This window comes from Streptomyces sp. NBC_01237, assembly GCF_035917275.1.
In the GTDB taxonomy this organism is placed as follows: Bacteria; Actinomycetota; Actinomycetes; order Streptomycetales; family Streptomycetaceae; genus Streptomyces.
Genome location: NZ_CP108508.1, coordinates 5,945,397 through 5,965,398, shown reverse-complemented (window position 1 = coordinate 5,965,398; position 20,002 = coordinate 5,945,397). Strand labels below are relative to the sequence as shown.

Below are 20,002 nucleotides of genomic sequence, written 5' to 3'. Positions count from 1 at the left end.
CGTGCCCCGCCGCACGATGGGCTCATGAGGACTTCCCCCGCCCTGCGTGCCGCTGCCCTCGCTGCCACCGCCACCGTGCTGCTGCCCCTGGCCGCCTGCTCGGACAGCGACGACAGCGGCGGTGCGGACCGGTCCACGCCCTCCGAGGCATCGACCGCCTCACCGTCCTCGACGGCGCGGAAACTGTCGTCCCAGAAGCTCGACTGGCAGCCCTGCCCGGCTCCGAACGAGGCCCAGGGCGGCGGCGGGTCGCCCTCCCCGCTGCCCGGCGGCACCGTCTGGGAGTGCTCCTTCATGGACGCCCCGCTCGACTACGGGAAGCCGGACGGCAGGACGATCGAGCTGGCGCTGGTCCGGGGAAAGGCCAGGAACCAGGACCGGCGGATCGGTTCCCTCCTGTTCAATTTCGGTGGCCCCGGCGCCTCCGGCGTCGCCACGCTGCCCGCCTTCGGTACGGAGTACGAGAAGCTCCGTACCCGCTACGACCTGGTGAGCTTCGACCCGCGCGGGGTCGGCCGCAGCGAGGGCGTCGAGTGCGCGGACAACGCGTCGATGGACGCCCGCAACCAGGAGGACTCCACCCCCGACGACGCCGCGGAGGAGAAGGCGCTCGTCGCGGACCAGAAGTCGTACATCGCGGACTGCGAGAAGAACTCGGGCGCCGAACTGCCCTTCGTGGGAACGACGAACGCCGCCCGTGACCTGGATCTGATGCGGCAGGTGCTCGGCGACGACAAGCTCTCCTACTTCGGCATCTCGTACGGCACCGAACTGGGCGGCGTCTACGCCCATCTGTTCCCCGGGCGCGTCGGCCGGGCGGTCCTGGACGCGGTGGTCGACCCCACCCAGGACGCGGGGCAGTCCTCCCTCGACCAGGCCAAGGGCTTCCAGCTCGCCTTCGACAGCTTCACCGCCGACTGCGCGGAGCGCGACGACTGCAAGCTCCCCGGGTCCACCGGCAAGGAGGTCGAGCAGTGGATCGCCGATCTCCTGGACCAGTTGGAGAAGCAGCCGGTCGACGGCCTGGGCGACCGGCAGCTGACCCAGTCCCAGGCGACCACGGCCGTCGCCTCCGCCCTCTACTCCCAGGAGAGCTGGACCCTGCTCGAACAGGGCCTCGACGAGGCGGACGGCGGCGACGGCGCACTGCTCCTGGCCCTCGCCGACTCGTACAACGGCCGTTCCAAGGAAGGCCATTACGACAACTCCACGGCCGCCAACATCGCCATCAGCTGCGCCGACTCCAAGCAGCGGTTCAGCCTGGAGCAGACGAAGGCCGCGCTCCCCGAGTACCGCAAGGCGTCCCCGGTCTTCGGCGACTATCTGGGCTGGGGGCTGCTGAGCTGCACCGGCTGGCCGGTCGCGGGCGCCTGGGACACCCCGGACGTCAGCGCCCCGGGGGCGGACCCCGTCCTGGTCATCGGCAACACCGGTGACCCGGCCACCCCGTACAAGGGAGCACGGGCGATGGCCGAGGAGCTGGGCAAGGGCGTCGGGATCGAGCTGACGTACAAGGGCGAGGGACACGGCGCGTACAACAGCGGCGACGCCTGCGTACAGAAGGCGGTCGACGGCTACTTGCTGGACGGCAGGGTCCCGGCGGCCGGCACGGTCTGCGGCTGAATCCGGACCGGCGGGCCGACGACGGCCACGCGCATGACGGCAACCCCCGCCCGGACCACCCCAACGCCCGCCCGGATCAGGGCAACCCCCGCGCGGACCACCCCAACGCCCGCCCGGATCACCGCGACCGCCGTGCGGATCACCGTACGGGCATCGGCGGCCGGGGATCGCGGGACACCCCTTAGCATGGCCGCACATCTGTACGGCCCGGCGCGTCGCGCGACTTCGGGCATCGGGCATCGGGAGGGATTCCAGCACATGCGTGTACATGGACGGACCCGTCGGGCGGTGGCCCTGACCGGGGCGGCCCTGCTGGCTGCCGGAGCCCTCGCGGGCTGCAGCTCGGAGCCGGAGACGACCGGGGCCGAACCGGCGGCCGGGCGGTCCGCCGCGCCCCGCACCCCCACCGCCACCGCGTCCCCCGCGGACGACCCCAAGTCCCCCGTGCTGCCCGCGTCGCTCACCTCCCAGCGGCCGGACTGGAAGCGCTGCAAGGCCCCCGCAGGCGGAACCGCCCCCGGCTCCGGCTGGCGCTGCGCGACCGTCGACGTACCGCTGGACTACGCGAAGCCGTCCGGCGAGACGATCGGGATCGCGCTGATCCGCAAGCAGGCCCGGGACAAGAGCGGCCGGCTCGGCTCGATGCTCTTCAACTTCGGCGGGCCCGGTGGTTCGGGCGTCGGCATACTGCCGCGCGCCGCCGGTTCGTACGGGAATCTCAACTCCCGCTACGACCTGGTGAGTTTCGATCCACGTGGGGTCGCGGCCAGCGCCGGGGTGAACTGCCGCACCGACGAGGAGCAGGAGCAGTCCTACCGGAGCATCGACATGACCCCGGACACGGCGGCGGAGGAGCAGGCGTTCGTCAAGGACGGCGCGGACTTCGGCGCGGGCTGCGAGCGCCGCTCGGGCGAGGTCCTGCCGCACGTGGGGACGACGAACGCCGCCCGTGACCTGGACCTGATCCGGCAGGTGCTCGGCGACAGGAAGCTCTCCTACTTCGGCATGTCCTACGGTACGGAGCTCGGCGGCACGTACGCGCACCTCTTCCCCAAGAACGTGGGGCGCACCGTGCTGGACGCGGTCGTCGACCCGACGGCCGACGGGGTCGGGCATGCCCGCAATCAGGCGACCGGCTTCCAGCGGGCGCTGGAGAACTACCTGAAGGACCGGGACCAGGACCCGAAGGCGGGCACCCAGCGGATCGCGCGGCTGCTGGAGCGGATCGACAAGAACCCGCTGCCGACCAGCACCGGGCGCAAGCTCAGCGAGTCGCTGGCCATCACCGGCATCGTGACCCCGCTCTATTCCAGGAGCAGCTGGCCGACTCTGACCGAGGCGCTCGACGAGGCCGAGAACAGCGGCACGGGCAATGGGCTGCTCCAGCTGGCCGACTCCTACAACGGCCGGGACGAGAACGGGCATTACGACACCCAGAACCACTCGCAGCGGGCCATCTCGTGCGCCGACTCCAAGGCCCGCCCCACGGCGGACGAGGCCAGGGCGCTGCTGCCCGAGTTCAGGCAGCTGTCCCCGGTCTTCGGCCCGTTCCTCGCCTGGGACACCGCGGGCTGGTGCGCGCAGTGGCCGGTCGCAGGTGAGCACGACACCCCGGAGGCGAGCGCTCCGGGCGCCGGTCCGGTCCTGGTGATCGGCACGACCGGTGACCCGGCGACGCCGTACGAGGGCGCGCGGAAGATGGCCGACGAGCTGGGCAAGGGCGTCGGGATCATGGTCACCAACAAGGGCGAGGGGCACGGTGCGTACGGCGAGAGCGGGTGCGTGACCTCGATCGTCGACGACTACTTCCTGGACGGGAAGGTTCCGGCGGACGGGAAGACCTGCTCGTAACGTTCCTGCCGGCCCGCTCGCGCCCCCGGGCACGTGCGGGCCGGGCCGCCTCCGTATGCGAAGGGGCCGGCCCGCATTCCGCGGACCGGCCCCTTGTTCGGTTCAGGCTCTAGTAGACCGGCTTCTCGGGCTCGATCTGGTGCACCCAGCCGATCACGCCGCCGCCCACGTGCACCGCGTCGGCGAAGCCCGCCGACTTGAGGACCGCGAGGACCTCGGCGCTGCGGACACCGGTCTTGCAGTGCAGGACGATGCGCTTGTCCTGCGGCAGGTCCGTGAGGGCGTTGCCCATCAGGAACTCGTTCTTCGGGATCAGCTTGGCGCCCGGGATCGAGACGATCTCGTACTCGTTCGGCTCGCGGACGTCGATGATCTCGATCTTCTCGTCGGCGTCGATCCACTCCTTGAGCTGCTGAGGAGTGATCGTGGAGCCGAGCGCCGCCTCCTGGGCCTCCTCGGACACGACGCCGCAGAAGGCCTCGTAGTCGATGAGCTCGGTGACGGTCGGGTTCTCGCCGCAGACCGCGCAGTCGGGGTCCTTGCGGACCTTGACCTGGCGGTACTGCATCTCCAGGGCGTCGTAGATCATCAGACGGCCGACCAGCGGGTCACCGATGCCGGCGAGCAGCTTGATGGCCTCGTTGACCTGGATGGAGCCGATGGACGCGCAGAGCACGCCCAGCACGCCGCCCTCGGCGCAGGAGGGAACCATGCCGGGGGGCGGGGGCTCCGGGTAGAGGCAGCGGTAGCAGGGGCCGTGCTCGGACCAGAACACGGATGCCTGGCCGTCGAAGCGGTAGATCGAGCCCCACACGTACGGCTTGTTCAGCAGGACCGCGGCGTCGTTGACGAGATAGCGGGTGGCGAAGTTGTCCGTGCCGTCCACGATCAGGTCGTACTGCGCGAAGATCTCCATCACGTTCTCGGCTTCGAGCCGCTCTTCGTGGAGGACGACGTTCACGTAGGGGTTGATGCCCAGCACGGAGTCCTTGGCGGACTGCGCCTTGGAGCGGCCGATGTCGGCCTGGCTGTGGATGATCTGGCGCTGCAGGTTCGACTCGTCGACCTCGTCGAACTCCACGATGCCGAGCGTCCCGACGCCCGCCGCGGCCAGGTACATCAGGGCCGGAGAGCCGAGCCCGCCGGCGCCCACACAGAGCACCTTCGCGTTCTTCAGGCGCTTCTGTCCGTCCATCCCGACATCCGGGATGATCAGGTGGCGGGAGTACCTGCGGACCTCGTCGACGGTGAGCTCAGCAGCTGGCTCGACCAGGGGTGGCAGCGACACAGGAACCTCAACAATGCAGGTGGTCGGATTCTACGTACTTCATCTACGTACGGTTGTTCTTGCCGTAACACTGCCACGCCCCCTCTCATTCCGAGATACCGGGTCCGATCCGCGAGACGATTTCGTCCCAGTAACTGGGCAGCGCCGCGAATGGATCGGTTTGTCCGTGATGGTCGTCCCGGTCGGTGAAGAAGATCGTCCCCGCTCCCTGCCAGCGGGCGATGCGCATGGCCTCGTCGAGATGGGTGCGCGGAACGCCGTGGACGAAGTGCGCGAAGCGCTCCGGCGGGTAGTTGGCCGTCCACTGGGCCACCTGTGACCAGCGGTAGTCGGCCCACGGGCCGCGGAAGGTGACCAGCTGATCGGCGGTTTCGGCGTAGCCCGGATACGGGTGGGTGCCGTGCCCCAGCACGAGGCGCCCGCCCTCGTCGCCGCTGTCGCTCCCCTCCAGCAGGGTGTGCAGGGTGCTGGTGAGCCGCCGGACCGCCGGGAGTTCGGCGCGCTCGGCCGGGCAGCGGCCGAGATAGAAGCCGCCGACCCGGTACCAGTCGAGGAAGGACCGCGCGTCGGCGATCAGCTCGCCGAAGGGGCGGTTGCCGAAGGCCAGATCGAGGTGGCCCAGCAGCCTGCCGCCCGCGGCCCGGACGGAGTCGTCCGGGGCCTCGCCGTGCAGGGCCCGCTCCCGGGCATTGCGGAGCCGGCCCGCGGCCTCCAGACAGTGCGGGTCCGGCCGGGAGCCGGGCCCGTCGGCGATGTTGAGGACCGCCCAGTGCAGTGGGGTGCCCGGCCGCACCAGCTCGGCCCACTCGGTGGGCGCGAGCAGCGGATGGGCGTATCCGGGGACGCCGAAGCCGAGTTGTTCGCCGCCACAGGTCCGCCGCGCGGCACCGGTGGTGGTCAGATACGGCACGCCGCCTCCATCCAGATGTCGGCGAGGGACTCCTCCAGATTGATCCGGGGCCGCCAGCCCAGCCGGTCCCGGGCGGTGCGGACGTCGGCCTGCTGCCAGCCGCCGCAGCCGTCCGGGTACGGGGACGGGGTGGCCGAGAGGTGCTCGACGACGGATTCGGTGGAGGCGCGGGGGGCGCCGATCGGAATCCGGGCGGGGGGCGTGTCCAGCTCGTGGAGTGCGCCCGCGTACCCGGCGACCCTGGCGAGGACGGCGGCCGCGTCGCGCAGCCGTACGGCCCGGCCGGTGCCGATGTTGACGACGCCCTGCGCGGCGGAGAGCGAGGCGGCGTGCACGGCACGCGCCACGTCCCGTACGTCGACGAAGTCACGCTGCACCCCGAGACCGCTGAGCTTGAGCTCGCCGTCGCCGGACTGCATGGCCCGGCGCATGGCCTCGGCGAGCCTGCCGAGCGGCGAGCCCGCCGGGGTGCCGGGACCGACCGGTGAGAACACTCTGAGCACGACGGCGTCCAGGTCCGAGCCGAGGACGAGTTCGGTGGCGGCGAGCTTGCTGACCCCGTACGGGCCGCCGGGGCGCGGGATGGCGTCCTCGGCGGTCGAGGAGCCGGGCTGCGAGGGCCCGTACTCGGAGGCGCAGCCGACCTGGACGAGCCTGGCCCCGCAGCCGCTGCGGCGCAGGGCCTCGCAGACGGTGGCGACGGCGACGGTGTTGTGCCTGGTCAGGTCGCGGGCGCCGCCGCGGGTGGCACCCGCGCAGTTGACGACGACCCCGGGGTGGACGGCGTCCAGGAAGCGGGTGAGCGCTCCGGGGCTGCCGCCCGCGAGGTCGAACCGTACGTCGGCGTCGTCGCCGCGGCCGAGTGCCGTGAGGTGCACGGCGGGATCGGCGAGCAGGCGGTCGGCGACGAAGCGGCCGAGGAATCCGTTGGCTCCGAGCAGCAGCACCCTCATCGTGCACCCCTTCGGTGCCGACGGCGGCTTGCCGGTGCGGGGGATTGGGGCGTCATGTCCGGTGTCTCCTTGGGGCAGTTACGTGCGAGGCGGGCCCACGGCGTCGGCTCCGCGGGGTGGGGCGGTGGTACGGGGTGGGGCGGATGGGTGGTTCGGGGCGGGCAGCAGCGCATCGGTGCGGTGGTGCCTCGATGAGGGGTCATGCCCTGGCGTGGGCGGACGCCCGGGAGAGGGCGAAGGCGGCGTGGACGAGCAGCCCGAGGGCGGCCGCTCCACAGGCGAGGGCGGGTACGGCTCCGGTGCCGCCCCAGGTGACGAGGGCGTTCACCGGCCGGGCGAGGAGGTCGAGGCCGGGCAGCCGCCCGGCGAGGATCAGGGCGGGGGCCGCCGCTTCGACGGCGCAGGCGGCGGCGAGCCCGGTGGTGGCGGCCTCCGGGAAGCCGTGCGCGCAGAGCAGTCGGGCCAGGAGGAACAGGACTCCGAGGGCCGTGACGGCGACGGGCGTGCCGCCTCCCCCGTATCCCAGGTCGGCGAGGAGCAGCAACGGCACGAGCGCGCACAGGAAGAGCGCGACGGCGCCGAGGAGCAGGGGGCGCACACCGGCACCGAACTCCTCCAGTGCGCGGCTGCCGGCGAGTTTGCGGTGGGCGTGTACGGAGAAGAGGTGCACGCACCACGCGGCGGGCGCCACGGCGAGCGCGAGCCCGAGCAGCGGGGCTGGCGTACCGTCCCAGGGCCCGTCGGGTCCGCCGCTGATGACCTGGGCCAGCAACTCCTCGCCGTACACCGCGTAGGCGAGGAGCCAGCAGCCGTACAGCGCGCTCCGGCCGGAACCTTGGGGGGCGTGCAGCGGTCCGCGCCGTAGGCACGACCGCAGGGCCAGGAGCACGAGGAGCGCCCCGAGCGCGGTCACGGCGCATCGCGCTCCCCCGCCGAGGAGGCCTTCCGTGGCGCGCAGCACGCCCGCCGTCGCGAGGCAGGCGGCGCCCGGCAGCAGCGCGAGCAGCGTCCAGCCGGCCCGTGCCCCGGTGTCGGGCCCCGGTCCGGGAGCCCGGCGGGCTCCGGGCTCCCCCGCGCTGCCCGGCACCCGGGCGTACAGCTCCTCGGCGAGCGAGAAGACGTCCTGGTGGCGGTAGCGGGCGGCGGTGCGGTCGGTGAGCCCGTGGGCCTCCAGACCGGCGGCGATCTCCAGGGCGTCCACGGCGCGTTCGCAGAGTTCGCGATGGCTGCGCATGAGCGGCTTCACGGGGTCGGCGGGGCCGCGGCGGGCGATGCGGGGCCTGTGCCCCTTGGACACGGCGCCGTCGGACGCGGGGGCTTCGGACGCGGGGGCTTCGGACGCGGGGGCTTCGGACGCGGGGGCTTCGGACGCGAGGTCCTCCCCCGCGCGGCCCTTCACCACCGGGCCCTCCGCTGCGGGGGTACCGCCCAGCCGGTCGGCGCTGGACGGGAGGCCCCACGGGGGCTCGGAGATCTCCGCGAACGCGGTGACCGGGGCGGCCGAAGTGGCCGAGGTCGCCGGGGTGGCCGGGATAGCCGAGGTGGCCGGGGTCGCCGGGACCAGCGCTTCGGGGCGTGGGTCCCGGGCGCCGCCGGCGCGCGGGGCGGCCGGGGCGTCATGGGCGCCAAAAACTGCGCGCCCTTCGGTCGGTCGGCGCATCGGGAATCCTCCGTGGTCGTGGCCCGTCAGGTGGTCACGCATCGCCGCCCCCGGTTCCCGCGCCGCCCGCCGCGCCCGCGCACACGCCCGCGGTTTCGGCGGCCCATCCGGGCGCCCGGGCGGCGCGCCGCGTCCAGTGGCCGGACACCTGGGCCTCCGGCGGGGTGGCGAACGGACGGGGATCGCCGTCGGCGTCCACCGCGTCGGCCTCCCGGCACACCGGCGAGCGTGAGATCAGCTCCAGGTAAATGCCGCGAAATGCCGCGAGGTTCTGTTCGACGGTGAACAGTTCGAGCGCCCGCGCCCGCGCCGCCGCGCCCAGGCGTGCACGGCGTTCGGGGTCGCGCAGCAGCGTGACGCAGGCGTCGGCGAGCGCCCGCGGATTGCGCGGGGGCACGACGAGCCCCGTACCGCCGATCACCTCGACGACCGCTCCCACGTCCGTGGAGACGGTGGCCCGGCCGCAGAACATCGCCTCGACCAGACCGGTCGGAAAGCCCTCGACCACGCTGGAGAGCACGACGACGCCGGCCGCCGCGTACGCCTCGGGGAGGCCGGGGACCTCGGGGCCGCCGATCTCCCCGAAGGAGACCGGGCTGCCGCCTTCGGTGCGGGCTCCGGTGGGCTCGTCGGGGAAGAGCCGGTCGGCCAGCGCCCGGCAGTGCATGAGGTATGTGGTGTCCTCGGCGCCCTCGGCCGGGGCGGCGAGGATCCGCAGCCGGGCGGCCGGTTCGGCGCGGCGGACCTCGGTGAACGCGTGGAGCAGGGAGATCAGGTCCTTGGCGGGCTCGATCCGGCCGACCCAGACCAGGGTGTCCGGGCCACCGTTGTCGTCGCCCTCCCCCACACCCGTGAAACGGTCCTCCGCCATGCCGGGGTGGACCGTGCGCAGCTTGGCGCGGTCGGCGCCGCACCGCTCCTGCCAGCGGCGTACATGGGTGCTGCCGGGGGTGATGAGCTCGGCCCGGCGGTAGACCTCGGCGGCCAGCAGTCCGTGGAAGTTCGCGAGCAGGGCGTGTACCGGCGCGCTGAACGGCGCGTCGGGCGCGGCCAGATAGTGCTCCCGCAGGGGCACATCGTGCTCCGTGACCAGCAGCGGCACCCCGAAGAAGCGTTTGGCCAGCAGCCCCGGCAGCGCGGCGGCGCCACCCGACGCCGCGTGGCAGAGGTCGACCGCCCCGAGGCTCTCCCTGCCGTACCAGTCGAGGGAGAGCGGGCGCAGGATGCGCTCCAGCTCGGCGGCGAAGGCGAGGTGATCGGGCACGGTGGCGCTCTGGACGGTCCGGCCGGTGCCACGGGCACGGCAGGCCGACTCCAGGATGCGCACGGTGGTCTCGGAGCGCAGGGCGGTGTGCAGACCGCCGCGTTCCGCGGCCAGCTCGGCCAGCCCGTAGAGCCCCTGGGCGAAGAGCGCACCGGGCGTACCGGCCGCCGCACCGCACTCACCGGAGCCGGGGCCCGCCTCGTGACACGTACCGGCACCGGGCCCCGTGTCCCCACCGATGCCGCCCGTCGCGCAGACCGCGGTGGCGAGCGCCGTCATGTGCGCCCTGAAGCGCCGTCGTTCGCGCCTCCCGTACGAGCCCCGGCCCCCCGTCACGAGCCGGGCCAGGAGCCCGCGCCCGCCGCTGCCGCGCAGGGTGCCGTCCTCGGGGGCCCACAGCGGTGCGGTGCGTACCCGGCTCACGTGGTGCGGGAGCCGGACCCAGCCCTGGTCCTCCTGGTGGGCGGAGCGGCTCAGCGCGAAGAGGTCGAACTCGTGCTGGGGAAGACCGCGCACCAGTCGGCCGCACCAGAGTCCGGACTCACCGGCCGCATACGGGTAGCCACCGTCGGTGAGCAGTCCGATGCGCACGAGTACACCCCCGATCTCCCTTGTCAGCGGCCGCCGTTGGAACGGCGACTCACAGCGGGACGACCGTAAGCGGATACGCCGGTGGCGCGACGGACGGTTGTCCGTCGCGCCACCGAAAGGGGTGAACCGTCGTAACTTTCCCACCCCGGCGGCGTTCCGTCGCGGTATGGGGTCGGGGAGTTACGCAGGGTCAGGCAGCGGCCAGCTCCTTGCGGGCCGCGCGGCGCACCGCGGCGAGTCCCGGGTCGAGGGCGGGCACGGCTGCCAGCAGCTGCTTCGTGTACGGGTGCTGAGGCGACCCGTACACGTCGTCGGCATCGCCCTGTTCGACGACGATCCCGTTGCGCATCACCGCGACCCGGTCGCTGACCTGACGGACGACGGCGAGGTCGTGCGCGATGAAGACCAGCCCGATGCCCAGCTCGCGCTGGAGTTCGGCGAGGAGCCCGATGACCTGCGCCTGGGTGGTGACGTCCAGTGCGGAGACCGGCTCGTCGCAGACGATCAGCTTGGGTTCGGCGGCCAGCGCGCGGGCGATCCCGACGCGCTGACGCTGCCCGCCGCTGAACTCGTGCGGATAGCGCTCGTACCGGCCGGGGTCCAGGCCCACCCGTTCCAGCAGCTCGCCCACCCGGTCGCGGATACGGCTCTCGTCGCTCTCCCCCGCCGCCCGGAGCGGGTCGGCGACGGATTCTCCGATCGACCGGCGCGGGTTGAGCGAGGCGACGGGGTCCTGGAAGACCATCTGGAGCTCGCGCCGGACCGGCCGCAGCCCCCTCTCGGAGAGTGAGCCGATCTCCGTACCCCCGTAACGGAGCCGGCCCGACGTCGGATCGAGCAGCCGCACCAGCATCCGCCCGAGCGTCGTCTTGCCGCTGCCGCTCTCGCCGACGATGCCGAGCGTCCGGCCGGCGTGCACGCTGAGCGAGACCCCGTCCACGGCGGCGACCCGGCCGCGACCGCGGCCGAACTCGCGCCGCAGATCGACCGCTTCGAGCAGCGGCGGCGCGTCGGCCCCGACGGCGACGACGGAGGCACGCGGCGCGGCGGAGGCGTCCGGCGCGGCAGAGGCGTGCGACTCGGCAGAGCTGTCGTCCGGGCCCGGGGCGCGGGGCACCACGACGGCCGACGTGCGGGGCACCGGAACGGACACCGCGTCCGGCACCACCCGCTTCACGTCCACCCTCGGCACCGCGGAGAGCAGTTCCCTGGTGTACGCCTCGCGGGGCCGGCCCAGCACCTCGGCGACCGGTCCGCGTTCGACCTCGCGGCCCGCCCGCATGACGAGCACCTCGTCCACGCTCTCCGCCGCCACCCCCACGTCATGGGTGACCAGCAGCAGCCCCATGCCGCTCTCACGCCGCAGCCCGTGCAGCAGATCCAGGATCTGGGCCTGCACCGTGACGTCCAGCGCGGTGGTCGGCTCGTCGGCGATCAGCAGCCGCGGTTCACAGGCCAGGGCCATCGCGATGAGCGCCCGCTGCCGCATGCCGCCGGAGAACTCGTGCGGCCGGGAACCGGCCCGACGCGCCGCGTCCGGGATGCCGACCCGGTCCAGCACCTCGACGGCACGGGCGCGTGCGGCCCGCCGGGACACGGAGTTGTGCACCCGGTACACCTCGGCGATCTGGTCGCCGACCGTGTAGTACGGGTCGAGCGAGGACAGCGGGTCCTGGAAGACCATGGCGGCCTTCGCGCCCCGCAGCGCCCGCAGCGCGGCGTCGTCCGCGGCGCCCACGTCCGTACCGGCGACTTGGACCGAACCGCCGACCCGGGCGCCCGTACCGCGGTGCAGTCCGAGCAGGGCGTACGCGGACGCGCTCTTGCCGGAGCCGGATTCACCGACGACGCCGAGCGCGCCGCCCGCCTCCAGGGTGAACGAGAGCCCGTCCACGGCCCGGACGGTGCCGAAGTCGATGGTGAGGTCCTTGACCTCGACCAACGGGGAGGGAGTTGTCATGACAGGACCACCCGTCGGTCGGCCAGCGCGTACAGGACGTCCGCCACGGTATTGGCGAGCACCACGAAGAAACCGGTCACCAGCACCATGCCGACGACGACGGGCAGGTCCACGACCTTGACGGCGTGCACCAGTTCGCGGCCGATGCCGGGGATGCCGAAGAGTGATTCGGTCAGGACCGCGCCGCCGAACATCGAGCCGAAGTCCAGCGCGCTGAGCGCGATCACGGGTGCGACGGCACCGCGCAGGGCGTGCCGCCCGATGATGGCGCGCTCGCTGACGCCGTACGCGCGAAAGGTGCGCACATGGTCCTCGGCGAGCGTCTCCAGCATGGAACTCCTGGTCAGCCGGGCGTATTTGGCGGACTCGATGAGGGCCAGCGACACCCAGGGCAGGAGCAGCCCCCAGGCCCACTGCTCGGGATTCTCCGTGAACGGTACGTACGTCGGGGACGGCAGCCACTGGAGTGTGGAGCAGAAGACGATGATGAGCAGCAGCCCGATGACGAAGACGGGCGTGGCGGTTCCGGCCAGGGTCAGCCAGGTCAGCACCCGCTCGGTGATCCGGCCCCGCCGCCAGGCGGACAGCACTCCCGTGCCGACGCCGAGCAGGACCCAGCCCACGAAGGCGCCGATCACGAGCGAGGCGGTGACCGGCAGCTTGGCCAGGATCAGCCGGGTGACCTGCTGGTCGCTCTGGTACGAGACCCCGAGGCAGGGGGCGGAGCAGTGCTCGACCCCGGTGCCGGTGGAGAAGTCGCGTCCGGCGACGATGCCCTGGAGGAAGTGCCAGTACTGCACGTACACCGGGTCGTCCAGCCGTAGCTGCTGGGTGACCTGGGCGACCTGGGCGGGTGAGCAGCGCGGGCCGCAGGCGATCTGGGCGACGTCGCCGGGGGCGACGTAGAAGATCGCGTACAGGATCACGGTCAGCGCGAGAAGGACGAAGACGGCTCCCCCGAGCCGTCGCAGCAGAAACCCGGTCATGCCCGGTCCTCCTCGGACTTCTTGGCCGCCGTGTCCGCACCGGAGTCCTTGGCTTCCTTGCGTCCGGTGCCGATCCGCAGCCGGGACGCGGCGCGCGGGTCGAGTGCCGTGCGGATGCCCTCGCCGAGGACGGTCAGGGCGAGCACGGTGACGAAGAGCAGTCCGGCGGGGAGCAGCAGATAGGTGGGGGCCGCCTGGTACCAGGTGTCGGCCTCGGTGAGCATCTGTCCCCAGGACGGGGTGGGCGGTTTGATGCCGACGCCGAGGAAGGACAGGGCCGCCTCGACGACGATGTTGGTGGGGAACATCAGCGCGGCGTAGGTGATGACGGGTGCGGCGAGCGCGGGCAGGAGTTCGCGCCGGGCGATGCTCCACTTGCCGCGGCCGCTGAGCCGGGCCGCCGAGACGAAGTCGAGGGATTTCAGGGTGAGGGCCTGGGCCCGCACGATCTTCGACGTACCGGCCCAGTTGATCCCGCCGATGACCAGGGCGATCAGCACGGGCCGGGGGAAGGTGTCCGGGACGATCGCCAGGAGCGCCAGGGCGATGACCATGATCGGCAGGGCGACGTTGATGTCGGTGATGCGGCTGAGGATCTGGTCGACCCAGCGGCTGCCGAGGGCGGCGGCGAGACCGATGGCCAGCCCGATCGCGATCTGGAGGACCGTGGCGACGACGGCGACGCCGAGCGAGACCCGGGCGCCGTGGACGATACGGGCGAACAGGTCGCGGCCGGTCTGCGGTTCGACACCGAGCCAGTGATCCGCGCTGATGCCGCCGAAAGAGCCGATGGGCACACCGCCGGCCGCCGAGTCGACGAGGTCGGGGTGGTACGTGTTGGGGTCCTGGCCCGCCAGTGCGCTGAGCAGCGGCGCGGCGAGTGCGACCAGGACGAGCAGGAGGACCACGGCCGCCGCGGCGGTGGCCGCGCGCTGGGCGCGCAGCCGCCGCCAGAACAGCCGGGCCCCCGAGGCGGGGGCGGCGGTGTTCGCCGCTCCCGCCTCCTGGACCAGAAGTGCTTCCGACATGATTACTTGACCGAGACCTGGGAGATGTCGAGGACGCCGGTCCAGTCGCTGATGACGACGTTCTTGATGTCCTGGCCGACGAGCCGCTTGTAGACCGGGTGGAAGAGCGGCACGGTCAGTGCCTGCTCACCGATCTTCTTGTCGAGCGCGCCCCAGCGGGTGGCCGCGGCGCTCAGATCGGTGAGCTTGTTGATCTCGTCGATCTCCTTGTTGACCGCCGGGTCGTTCAGGAAGCCGGAGTTGAAGTTGGCGCCGTCCTTGACGATCTGCCGGCCGTCGAAGATCGGGGCGAGGAACGGGCCGCCGGAGGGCCAGTCGGCACCCCAGTGGGCGAGGAAGAAGCCGGGCTCCTTGGCGGCGCTGTGGGTGGTGTCGGAGTAGTCGTTGCTCTCCAGACCCTGGAGCTTGACCGTGATCCCGGCCTTCTTGAGCGCGGCCTGGAGGGCGGTGGCGATCTCCGGGCTGGTCTCGAAGTCCTTGTCGTTGGAGTGGGTCAGGGTGACGGTCAGGCCCTTGGCGTACCCGGCCTCCTTCAGCAGCTTCCTGGCCTCCTCGGCGTTGCCCGTCTTCCCGGCCGGGAAGTGGTCGTAGGGCGTGTAGCCGAAGGACTTCTGGTTCGGCAGATAGGTGGTGGCGGCCTCGGCGAGCGAGGAGCCGCCGGCGGCGTTGATCACGGAGGAGCGGTCCACGGCGTACGAGATCGCCTGGCGCACCTTCGGGTCGTCGAACGGCTTCACCTTCGGGTTGAAGGCGATGTAGTTGGTGTAGCCGAAGTGGCCGGTGCCGACGCGGGTGGCGAGCTTCTTGTCGCCGGTGACCTTGGCGAGTTCGGCCGGCCCGAGGTTGGTGTCGGTGGTGACGGCCGCGGCGTCGGCGCCCTGGGAGGCGGAGAGCCGCTGGTTGATGACGGCGGAGTCGAGCCCGGAGCGTACGTCGATCCGGTCCGGGTACGCCTTGCGCTCCTCGTCGGTGGTGGCCGACCAGTGCGGGTTGCGCTCCAGGACGAGCCGCTCGCCGTCGTTCTCGTTGGTGACGACCTTGTACGGCCCCGAGGAGACGGGGTGCTCCTCGTACTTGGTGCCGGTGTCCTTGGCCCGGGGCACCGGGGTCGTCTGGGTCTGCGTGGCGAGGTAGGGGAATTCGCCCTCGGGCTTGTTGAGGTGGAAGACGATCGTCTTCGCGTCGGGCACCTCGATGGAGGCGAGGCCCTTCTTGTCCTTGTACAGGCCCTGGTAGTCGGCCCCGCCGATGAGCCAGTCGCGCAGGTACGGGGCGCCGCCGGAGAGTTCGGCGGCGAAGGAGCGCTCGATGCCGTACTTGATGTCCGCGGAGGTGATCGCGGTGCCGTCCTCGTACTTCAGGCCGTCCTTGAGGGTGTACGTCCAGACGGTGGCGTCCTTGCTGGGCGTGCCCAGGTCGGTGGCCAGGTCGGGGACGACCTTCGCGCCCGCCGCGCCGTCCTCGCGGTTGCGGGTGGTGAGCGTACGGAAGACGAGGGAGGGGACGTTGCCGCCCCCGGAGGTGTAGAGCCGCGCGGGGTCGAAGTCCTCCTGCGGGTTGCTGTTGAGGACGGTGAGGGTGCCGCCCTTCTGCGGCTTGCCCTCGGCGCCGGAGCTGCCGTCGCTGCCCTTGCTGTCCTCGGGCCCGCAGGCCGCGGCACCCGCGGCCAGTACGAGACCCACGGCTGCCGCTGCCACGCGGCGCGATATGACGGACGGTTGACGCATCGGAAGATGACCTCTCGGAGTGCTGCAAACAGGAGGAATGCATGGAAAGCAGAAGAAAAGACCCGTGCAGGCGACAGCGAAAGGAGGCATCGGAGCACCGAAGTGCCGATAAACACCGAAAAGCCGCGCCTACGGACGGAATACGCCGGGCGCGGCAGTCATGGGTGACCCACGGAGACCCCGAAAAGGGCTCACCGAGCCCTGAACGGGCTCATGGAGAAGGAGGGCCGACGCGCGCTCGGGCGGGCGTCAGCGACAGAGAACGTCGGCTACGCAATGTCCGGCCACGCCGATGAGCGCCAGCTCGATGGCGGCGCGCTCGGGGGTGACCGGGATGCGTGACATGCCGAGAAATATGGACGACCGCCTCGGCGATGTCAACGCGGAATGAGACGGCCATCTCGGAATGTGGACTGCGGCGATCAACTACCTGGATGCACCCACGGGTTGGCCTTGCACTTGATCCCCTTGAGGTTCAGCGACTTCGTCTGCTGCTGCATCACCGGAGCCAGTGCGCCGGGTGTGTCACAGCTCGCGTGGTCGTGCCCGAGACGATGGCCGACCTCGTGGTTGATCAGCATCTGGCGGTAGATCAACAACTTGTCCGGGCCGTAGGTGGACGAGCCCTGCGCCCAGCGATAGGCGTTGATCATGACCCGGTCGGTCGCGGCGGAATCGCAGGAGACATTGTCGATGGTCGTATCCAGACCGGACTTCCGGCACCAGTCACCGGTGGTTCCCGGACTGGCCAGCGTGATCACGAAATCCGGTTCACCCGAGGAAATACGCTCGAATGTCATCGCCCCGCCGTGCGCCCAACTCCGGTCGTCATTCAGCGTTTTCTGTACGGCCTCGGCGAAAAGGCCGGCATCGAGAGCGAGGCCCTTTTCGACATCGATGCGATAGCGGTACTTCTGCCCCTTGCCCGGCGCCTTCGCCAGGCCCGGAACGGCGTCGAATTTCCCGCTCGCCTTCAGCTCGGGATCGAGCGGATAGGGCTGGGCCATTTTCTCCGCGTACGAAAGGGGCTTGACCTCGGGCGCCTTCGCGGGGGCGGGACGGGCGTCGGAGCGCGAGGTGTCGGAACTGCCGTCCCGTTCCACGCCCGCGGGCCGCGGCGCGCCGTCCCGGCCCTCGGCGTCCTGCGCCACCTGTCCGGCCACGATCACCGCGAGCACGGTGGTCACCGCGGCGGCGGCGATACCGGTGAACGTCCGGCCCCTGCCGCCCCGGCCGCCGTCCCTGCCGTCCTCGGCACCCGGCCCGCCGCCGTCACCGGCCGGGCCCACGGTGCCGTCGTCCCCGTCGGCGACCGGGACCTGCGGGCCGGCGGGAAACGCGGACGACGGAGGCGTCGTCGCCGGCGCCGCGTCGGACCGCACCGCGGCGAACTGCGCCGTGGTGGACGGTGATGCGGTGGACCGCGGCACGGCGGACCGCGGTGCGGCGTCGAAGGCGTCGACGAACTCTCTGCGCGGGCCCGGTATCAACGGGCCCCCGCCGGGTGCGGGCCGCGCCGCCACGCGCCCGTCGGCGGCGCGCTGCGCCGCCTGCTGCGCCGAGACCTGACGCGCCACGGCTTCCTGGCGGGGCGAGGCCCCGGGAGCCGGGGCGTACCCGCCCGGCTGTCCGGACTGCCCCGGAACGACCGGTATACCCGGCGCCATTGACGGTCCGGGAACTCCCGGACGACCCGGCGACCGCCCATCCCCGTACCCCTGGGGCCCGCTTCCCCAGCCGCCACCCGCCTCGCGCTGTTCGGGATGGCCGCCGCGGACCTGCGGGCCGTCATGGAACGGAGTGCTCCGCTCGCCGGACGAGGCGTTCGCCTCGCCGCCCGGCGGTCCGGGAGCGGCCCTGCGGCGTCGCCCGTTGCCCGGCGCGGACCGGGGTGCTCCGCGCTCGCCGCCCGACTCCGGCGCGGCCGGGGCCTGAGGGCTTTTGGCCTCGGGGCCCTTTCGACTGTGTCGTCCCACGCCCCGGATCAGCTCCCGCCACATTCGTCGAGCAGATCCCGGAACGCCTGGGCGACCGCCTCCGGGTACTCCATCATCGCCACGTGCCCCGCGTCGGGCAGTGACAGCAGTCGCGAATCGCGGAAGGCCGCGGACGCTCTGCGCGCCATCCGGTACGAGACCAGCCGGTCCCGTCCGCCGTACACCAGTTGGGTCGGTGCGAGCACCCGCTCGGCCTGGCGCCACAGCCCGTGCTGTCCGCCCAGCGTGTAGGCATCGACGATGCCACGGGCGGAGCGCGTCATGGCGTCCCAGAAGTACGGCAGTTCCAGTCGTCGCTCCATTTCGGCCACCGCGTGGCGGAAGCCTTCTTCGGAGATACGCGCCGGATCGCCGTAACAGAGTGCCATGACCCCGCGTGTGCGCTGCTCCGCCGTCCACTCCTTCGTGAGCCGGGAGAACAGGGATGCGACTCCGGGGATCGCCAGCAGCCCGGTCGGAACGGCGGGCCGCTGCACCCGGATCTCGGGCAGCGCGGGCGAGACGAGGGTGAGGGTGCGCACCAGGTCGGGGCGGACGGCGGCGACCCGGGTGGCGACCGCGCCGCCCAGGGAGTTGCCGAACAGATGGACGGGCCCGCGCTCCCCCGCGTCCAGCAGCCGGATCACCGCACGCGCGTGCCCGGTGACCGAGTAATTGCCGTCGTCGGGCGGCGGCGAGTCCCCGAATCCGGGCAGATCGACGGCCTCGCCGTCGACCACGTCCGCCAGCAGCGGCATCATCGCCGACCAGTTCTGGGAGGAACCGCCCAGCCCGTGCACATACAGCGCGGGGGGCAGCCCGGTCCGGTCCCCGGGCCGGGCGCGGACGGTCAGGCTGAGTCCCGGCAGCGAGACGGAGCGCAACCGCTCACCCTCCGCGACTCTGACGGCACTGACCGTGGGGGCCATCGCGGCGGCGGCGGCACGGGCACCCGGCAGCTCGGTCGAAGACATGCGGCAATGTTACGAGACGATCACGTGCCGATTCATGTGTTCGCCGTCACAGGCCGCATCGCGGCGCGGGAGGGTTGCTCCTACGCTTCAAGGGAAGGAAGGGAGCCACCATGACGGTCGATCCGAGCGACCCGGAGACCTTCGAGGAAGTCGAGCCGGACGAGCTGGACCCGGAGACCCCCGAAGCCGATGCCGCCGAACAACTGCTCGACCTCCAGCAGCGGAACGACGAACCGCTGACGGACATCGACCGGGACACCGCCAATGAGGCGGACGCCGCGGAACAGAGCCGGGTTGTCGCACAGGATGAAGACGATTACCGGTAATACGCCCCGCTTTGTTCCCTGACTCGTTGAATCTGTGGCTACCGCAGTCGTCCGGTCCGTGAAATTCTGCGTCCGCGCCGCGCGCACCCGGGTTACTCAAAAGTACGATGGCTGTACGGCGCAGCGTGTAAACGAACGGCTGTGCTTGATCACAATTTTGGGAGGCGGCGTGACAGCCATCGAGCAGACAGAGGCAGCGCGCCCGCGGGGCACTCGCCTGCCCCGCCGCGCCCGACGCAATCAGCTGCTGGGGGCCGCGCAGGAGGTCTTTGTCGCGCAGGGCTACCACTCCGCGGCCATGGATGACATCGCCGAGCGCGCCGGGGTCAGCAAGCCGGTGCTCTACCAGCACTTCCCGGGCAAGCTGGAGCTCTATCTGGCCCTGCTCGACCAGCACTGCGAGGCGCTCCTGGCGGCCGTGCGCACGGCGCTGGCCTCCACGACGGACAACAAACTGCGCGTCGAGGCCACGATGGACGCCTACTTCGCGTACGTCGAGGACGAGGGCGGCGCCTTCCGGCTGGTCTTCGAGTCCGACCTGACCAACGAGCCCGCGGTACGCGAACGGGTCGACCGGGTCTCGCTCCAGTGCGCGGAGGCCATCTCCGACGTCATCGCCGGCGACACGGGGCTGTCCAAGGACGAGTCCATGCTCCTGGCGGTCGGCCTGGGCGGGGTGTCCCAGGTGGTGGCCCGCTACTGGCTCTCCAGCGGCTCCAGCATTCCGCGCGACACCGCGGTCCAGCTCCTGACCTCGCTGGCCTGGCGGGGCATCGCGGGGTTCCCGCTGCACGGCATCGACCAGCACTGACCGACGGACCCTCGGCCGTGTTCGCTGCGGGCGTTGCCGGTCGGGCCATGACCTCGGGTTCCACCCGGCTAGTG

At 71.9% G+C, this 20,002-nt stretch carries 16 protein-coding genes; 4 read left to right on the top strand and 12 right to left on the bottom strand.

Features of this window, described 5'->3' with window-relative positions:
* Window positions 1-24: 24 nt before the first annotated feature.
* Window positions 25-1,623 (top strand): alpha/beta hydrolase, encoded by a 1,599-nt coding sequence (locus OG251_RS26720; RefSeq protein ID WP_326679509.1) that lies wholly within the window; start codon window positions 25-27, stop codon window positions 1,621-1,623.
* Window positions 1,624-1,881: 258 nt separating this feature from the next.
* Window positions 1,882-3,474, top strand: a complete 1,593-nt coding sequence (locus OG251_RS26715; RefSeq protein ID WP_326679508.1) for an alpha/beta hydrolase — start codon at window positions 1,882-1,884, stop codon at window positions 3,472-3,474.
* Window positions 3,475-3,583: 109 nt separating this feature from the next.
* Here OG251_RS26715 and moeZ read toward each other — a convergent pair whose 3' ends face one another.
* From moeZ to OG251_RS26655, 12 genes are all read right to left on the bottom strand, one after another.
* Complete coding sequence (gene moeZ, locus OG251_RS26710; RefSeq protein WP_073717975.1) at window positions 3,584-4,762, bottom strand: adenylyltransferase/sulfurtransferase MoeZ; 1,179 nt, start codon at window positions 4,760-4,762, stop codon at window positions 3,584-3,586.
* Window positions 4,763-4,847: 85 nt separating this feature from the next.
* Entirely contained in the window at window positions 4,848-5,672 is an 825-nt protein-coding gene (locus OG251_RS26705) for a spherulation-specific family 4 protein (RefSeq protein ID WP_326679507.1), read from the bottom strand.
* Complete coding sequence (locus OG251_RS26700; protein ID WP_073717977.1) at window positions 5,660-6,625, bottom strand: NAD-dependent epimerase/dehydratase family protein; 966 nt, start codon at window positions 6,623-6,625, stop codon at window positions 5,660-5,662. The genes OG251_RS26705 and OG251_RS26700 overlap by 13 nt, the downstream gene beginning before the upstream one ends.
* Before the next feature lie 199 nt (window positions 6,626-6,824).
* Window positions 6,825-8,285 carry a hypothetical protein gene (locus OG251_RS26695; RefSeq protein WP_326679506.1) on the bottom strand — a complete coding sequence of 487 codons (1,461 nt, stop codon included), beginning with the start codon at window positions 8,283-8,285 and terminating at the stop codon, window positions 6,825-6,827.
* A 34-nt stretch (window positions 8,286-8,319) separates the two neighbouring features.
* Complete coding sequence (locus OG251_RS26690; RefSeq protein ID WP_326679505.1) at window positions 8,320-10,140, bottom strand: DUF3492 domain-containing protein; 1,821 nt, start codon at window positions 10,138-10,140, stop codon at window positions 8,320-8,322.
* Window positions 10,141-10,330: 190 nt separating this feature from the next.
* The gene (locus OG251_RS26685; RefSeq protein ID WP_326679504.1) at window positions 10,331-12,100 is read right to left on the bottom strand and encodes an ABC transporter ATP-binding protein; all 1,770 of its coding nucleotides are present in this window, start codon (window positions 12,098-12,100) and stop codon (window positions 10,331-10,333) included.
* Window positions 12,097-13,086 (bottom strand): ABC transporter permease, encoded by a 990-nt coding sequence (locus OG251_RS26680; protein WP_326679503.1) that lies wholly within the window; start codon window positions 13,084-13,086, stop codon window positions 12,097-12,099. Before OG251_RS26680 ends, OG251_RS26685 begins: the two co-directional genes overlap by 4 nt.
* Window positions 13,083-14,114, bottom strand: a complete 1,032-nt coding sequence (locus OG251_RS26675) for an ABC transporter permease (RefSeq protein ID WP_326679502.1) — start codon at window positions 14,112-14,114, stop codon at window positions 13,083-13,085. Before OG251_RS26675 ends, OG251_RS26680 begins: the two co-directional genes overlap by 4 nt.
* A gap of 2 nt (window positions 14,115-14,116) precedes the next feature.
* Window positions 14,117-15,841, bottom strand: coding sequence for an ABC transporter substrate-binding protein (locus tag OG251_RS26670; RefSeq protein ID WP_326679501.1), 1,725 nt, complete (start codon window positions 15,839-15,841; stop codon window positions 14,117-14,119).
* A 249-nt stretch (window positions 15,842-16,090) separates the two neighbouring features.
* A complete protein-coding gene (locus OG251_RS26665) occupies window positions 16,091-16,186 on the bottom strand; it encodes an Ms4533A family Cys-rich leader peptide (protein ID WP_326679500.1) in 96 nt (31 codons plus the stop codon).
* 77 nt (window positions 16,187-16,263) lie between these two features.
* Complete coding sequence (locus OG251_RS26660; RefSeq protein ID WP_326679499.1) at window positions 16,264-17,841, bottom strand: DUF3152 domain-containing protein; 1,578 nt, start codon at window positions 17,839-17,841, stop codon at window positions 16,264-16,266.
* Window positions 17,826-18,791, bottom strand: a complete 966-nt coding sequence (locus tag OG251_RS26655; RefSeq protein WP_326679498.1) for an alpha/beta fold hydrolase — start codon at window positions 18,789-18,791, stop codon at window positions 17,826-17,828. The genes OG251_RS26660 and OG251_RS26655 overlap by 16 nt, the downstream gene beginning before the upstream one ends.
* Before the next feature lie 110 nt (window positions 18,792-18,901).
* On the opposite strand from OG251_RS26655, the gene OG251_RS26650 reads away from it, so the two are divergent.
* Both OG251_RS26650 and OG251_RS26645 read left to right on the top strand, forming a co-directional pair.
* Window positions 18,902-19,117, top strand: a complete 216-nt coding sequence (locus tag OG251_RS26650) for a hypothetical protein (RefSeq protein ID WP_326679497.1) — start codon at window positions 18,902-18,904, stop codon at window positions 19,115-19,117.
* Between the two features lie 169 nt (window positions 19,118-19,286).
* Window positions 19,287-19,928, top strand: coding sequence for a TetR/AcrR family transcriptional regulator (locus OG251_RS26645; RefSeq protein WP_073717985.1), 642 nt, complete (start codon window positions 19,287-19,289; stop codon window positions 19,926-19,928).
* Window positions 19,929-20,002: the final 74 nt, after the last annotated feature.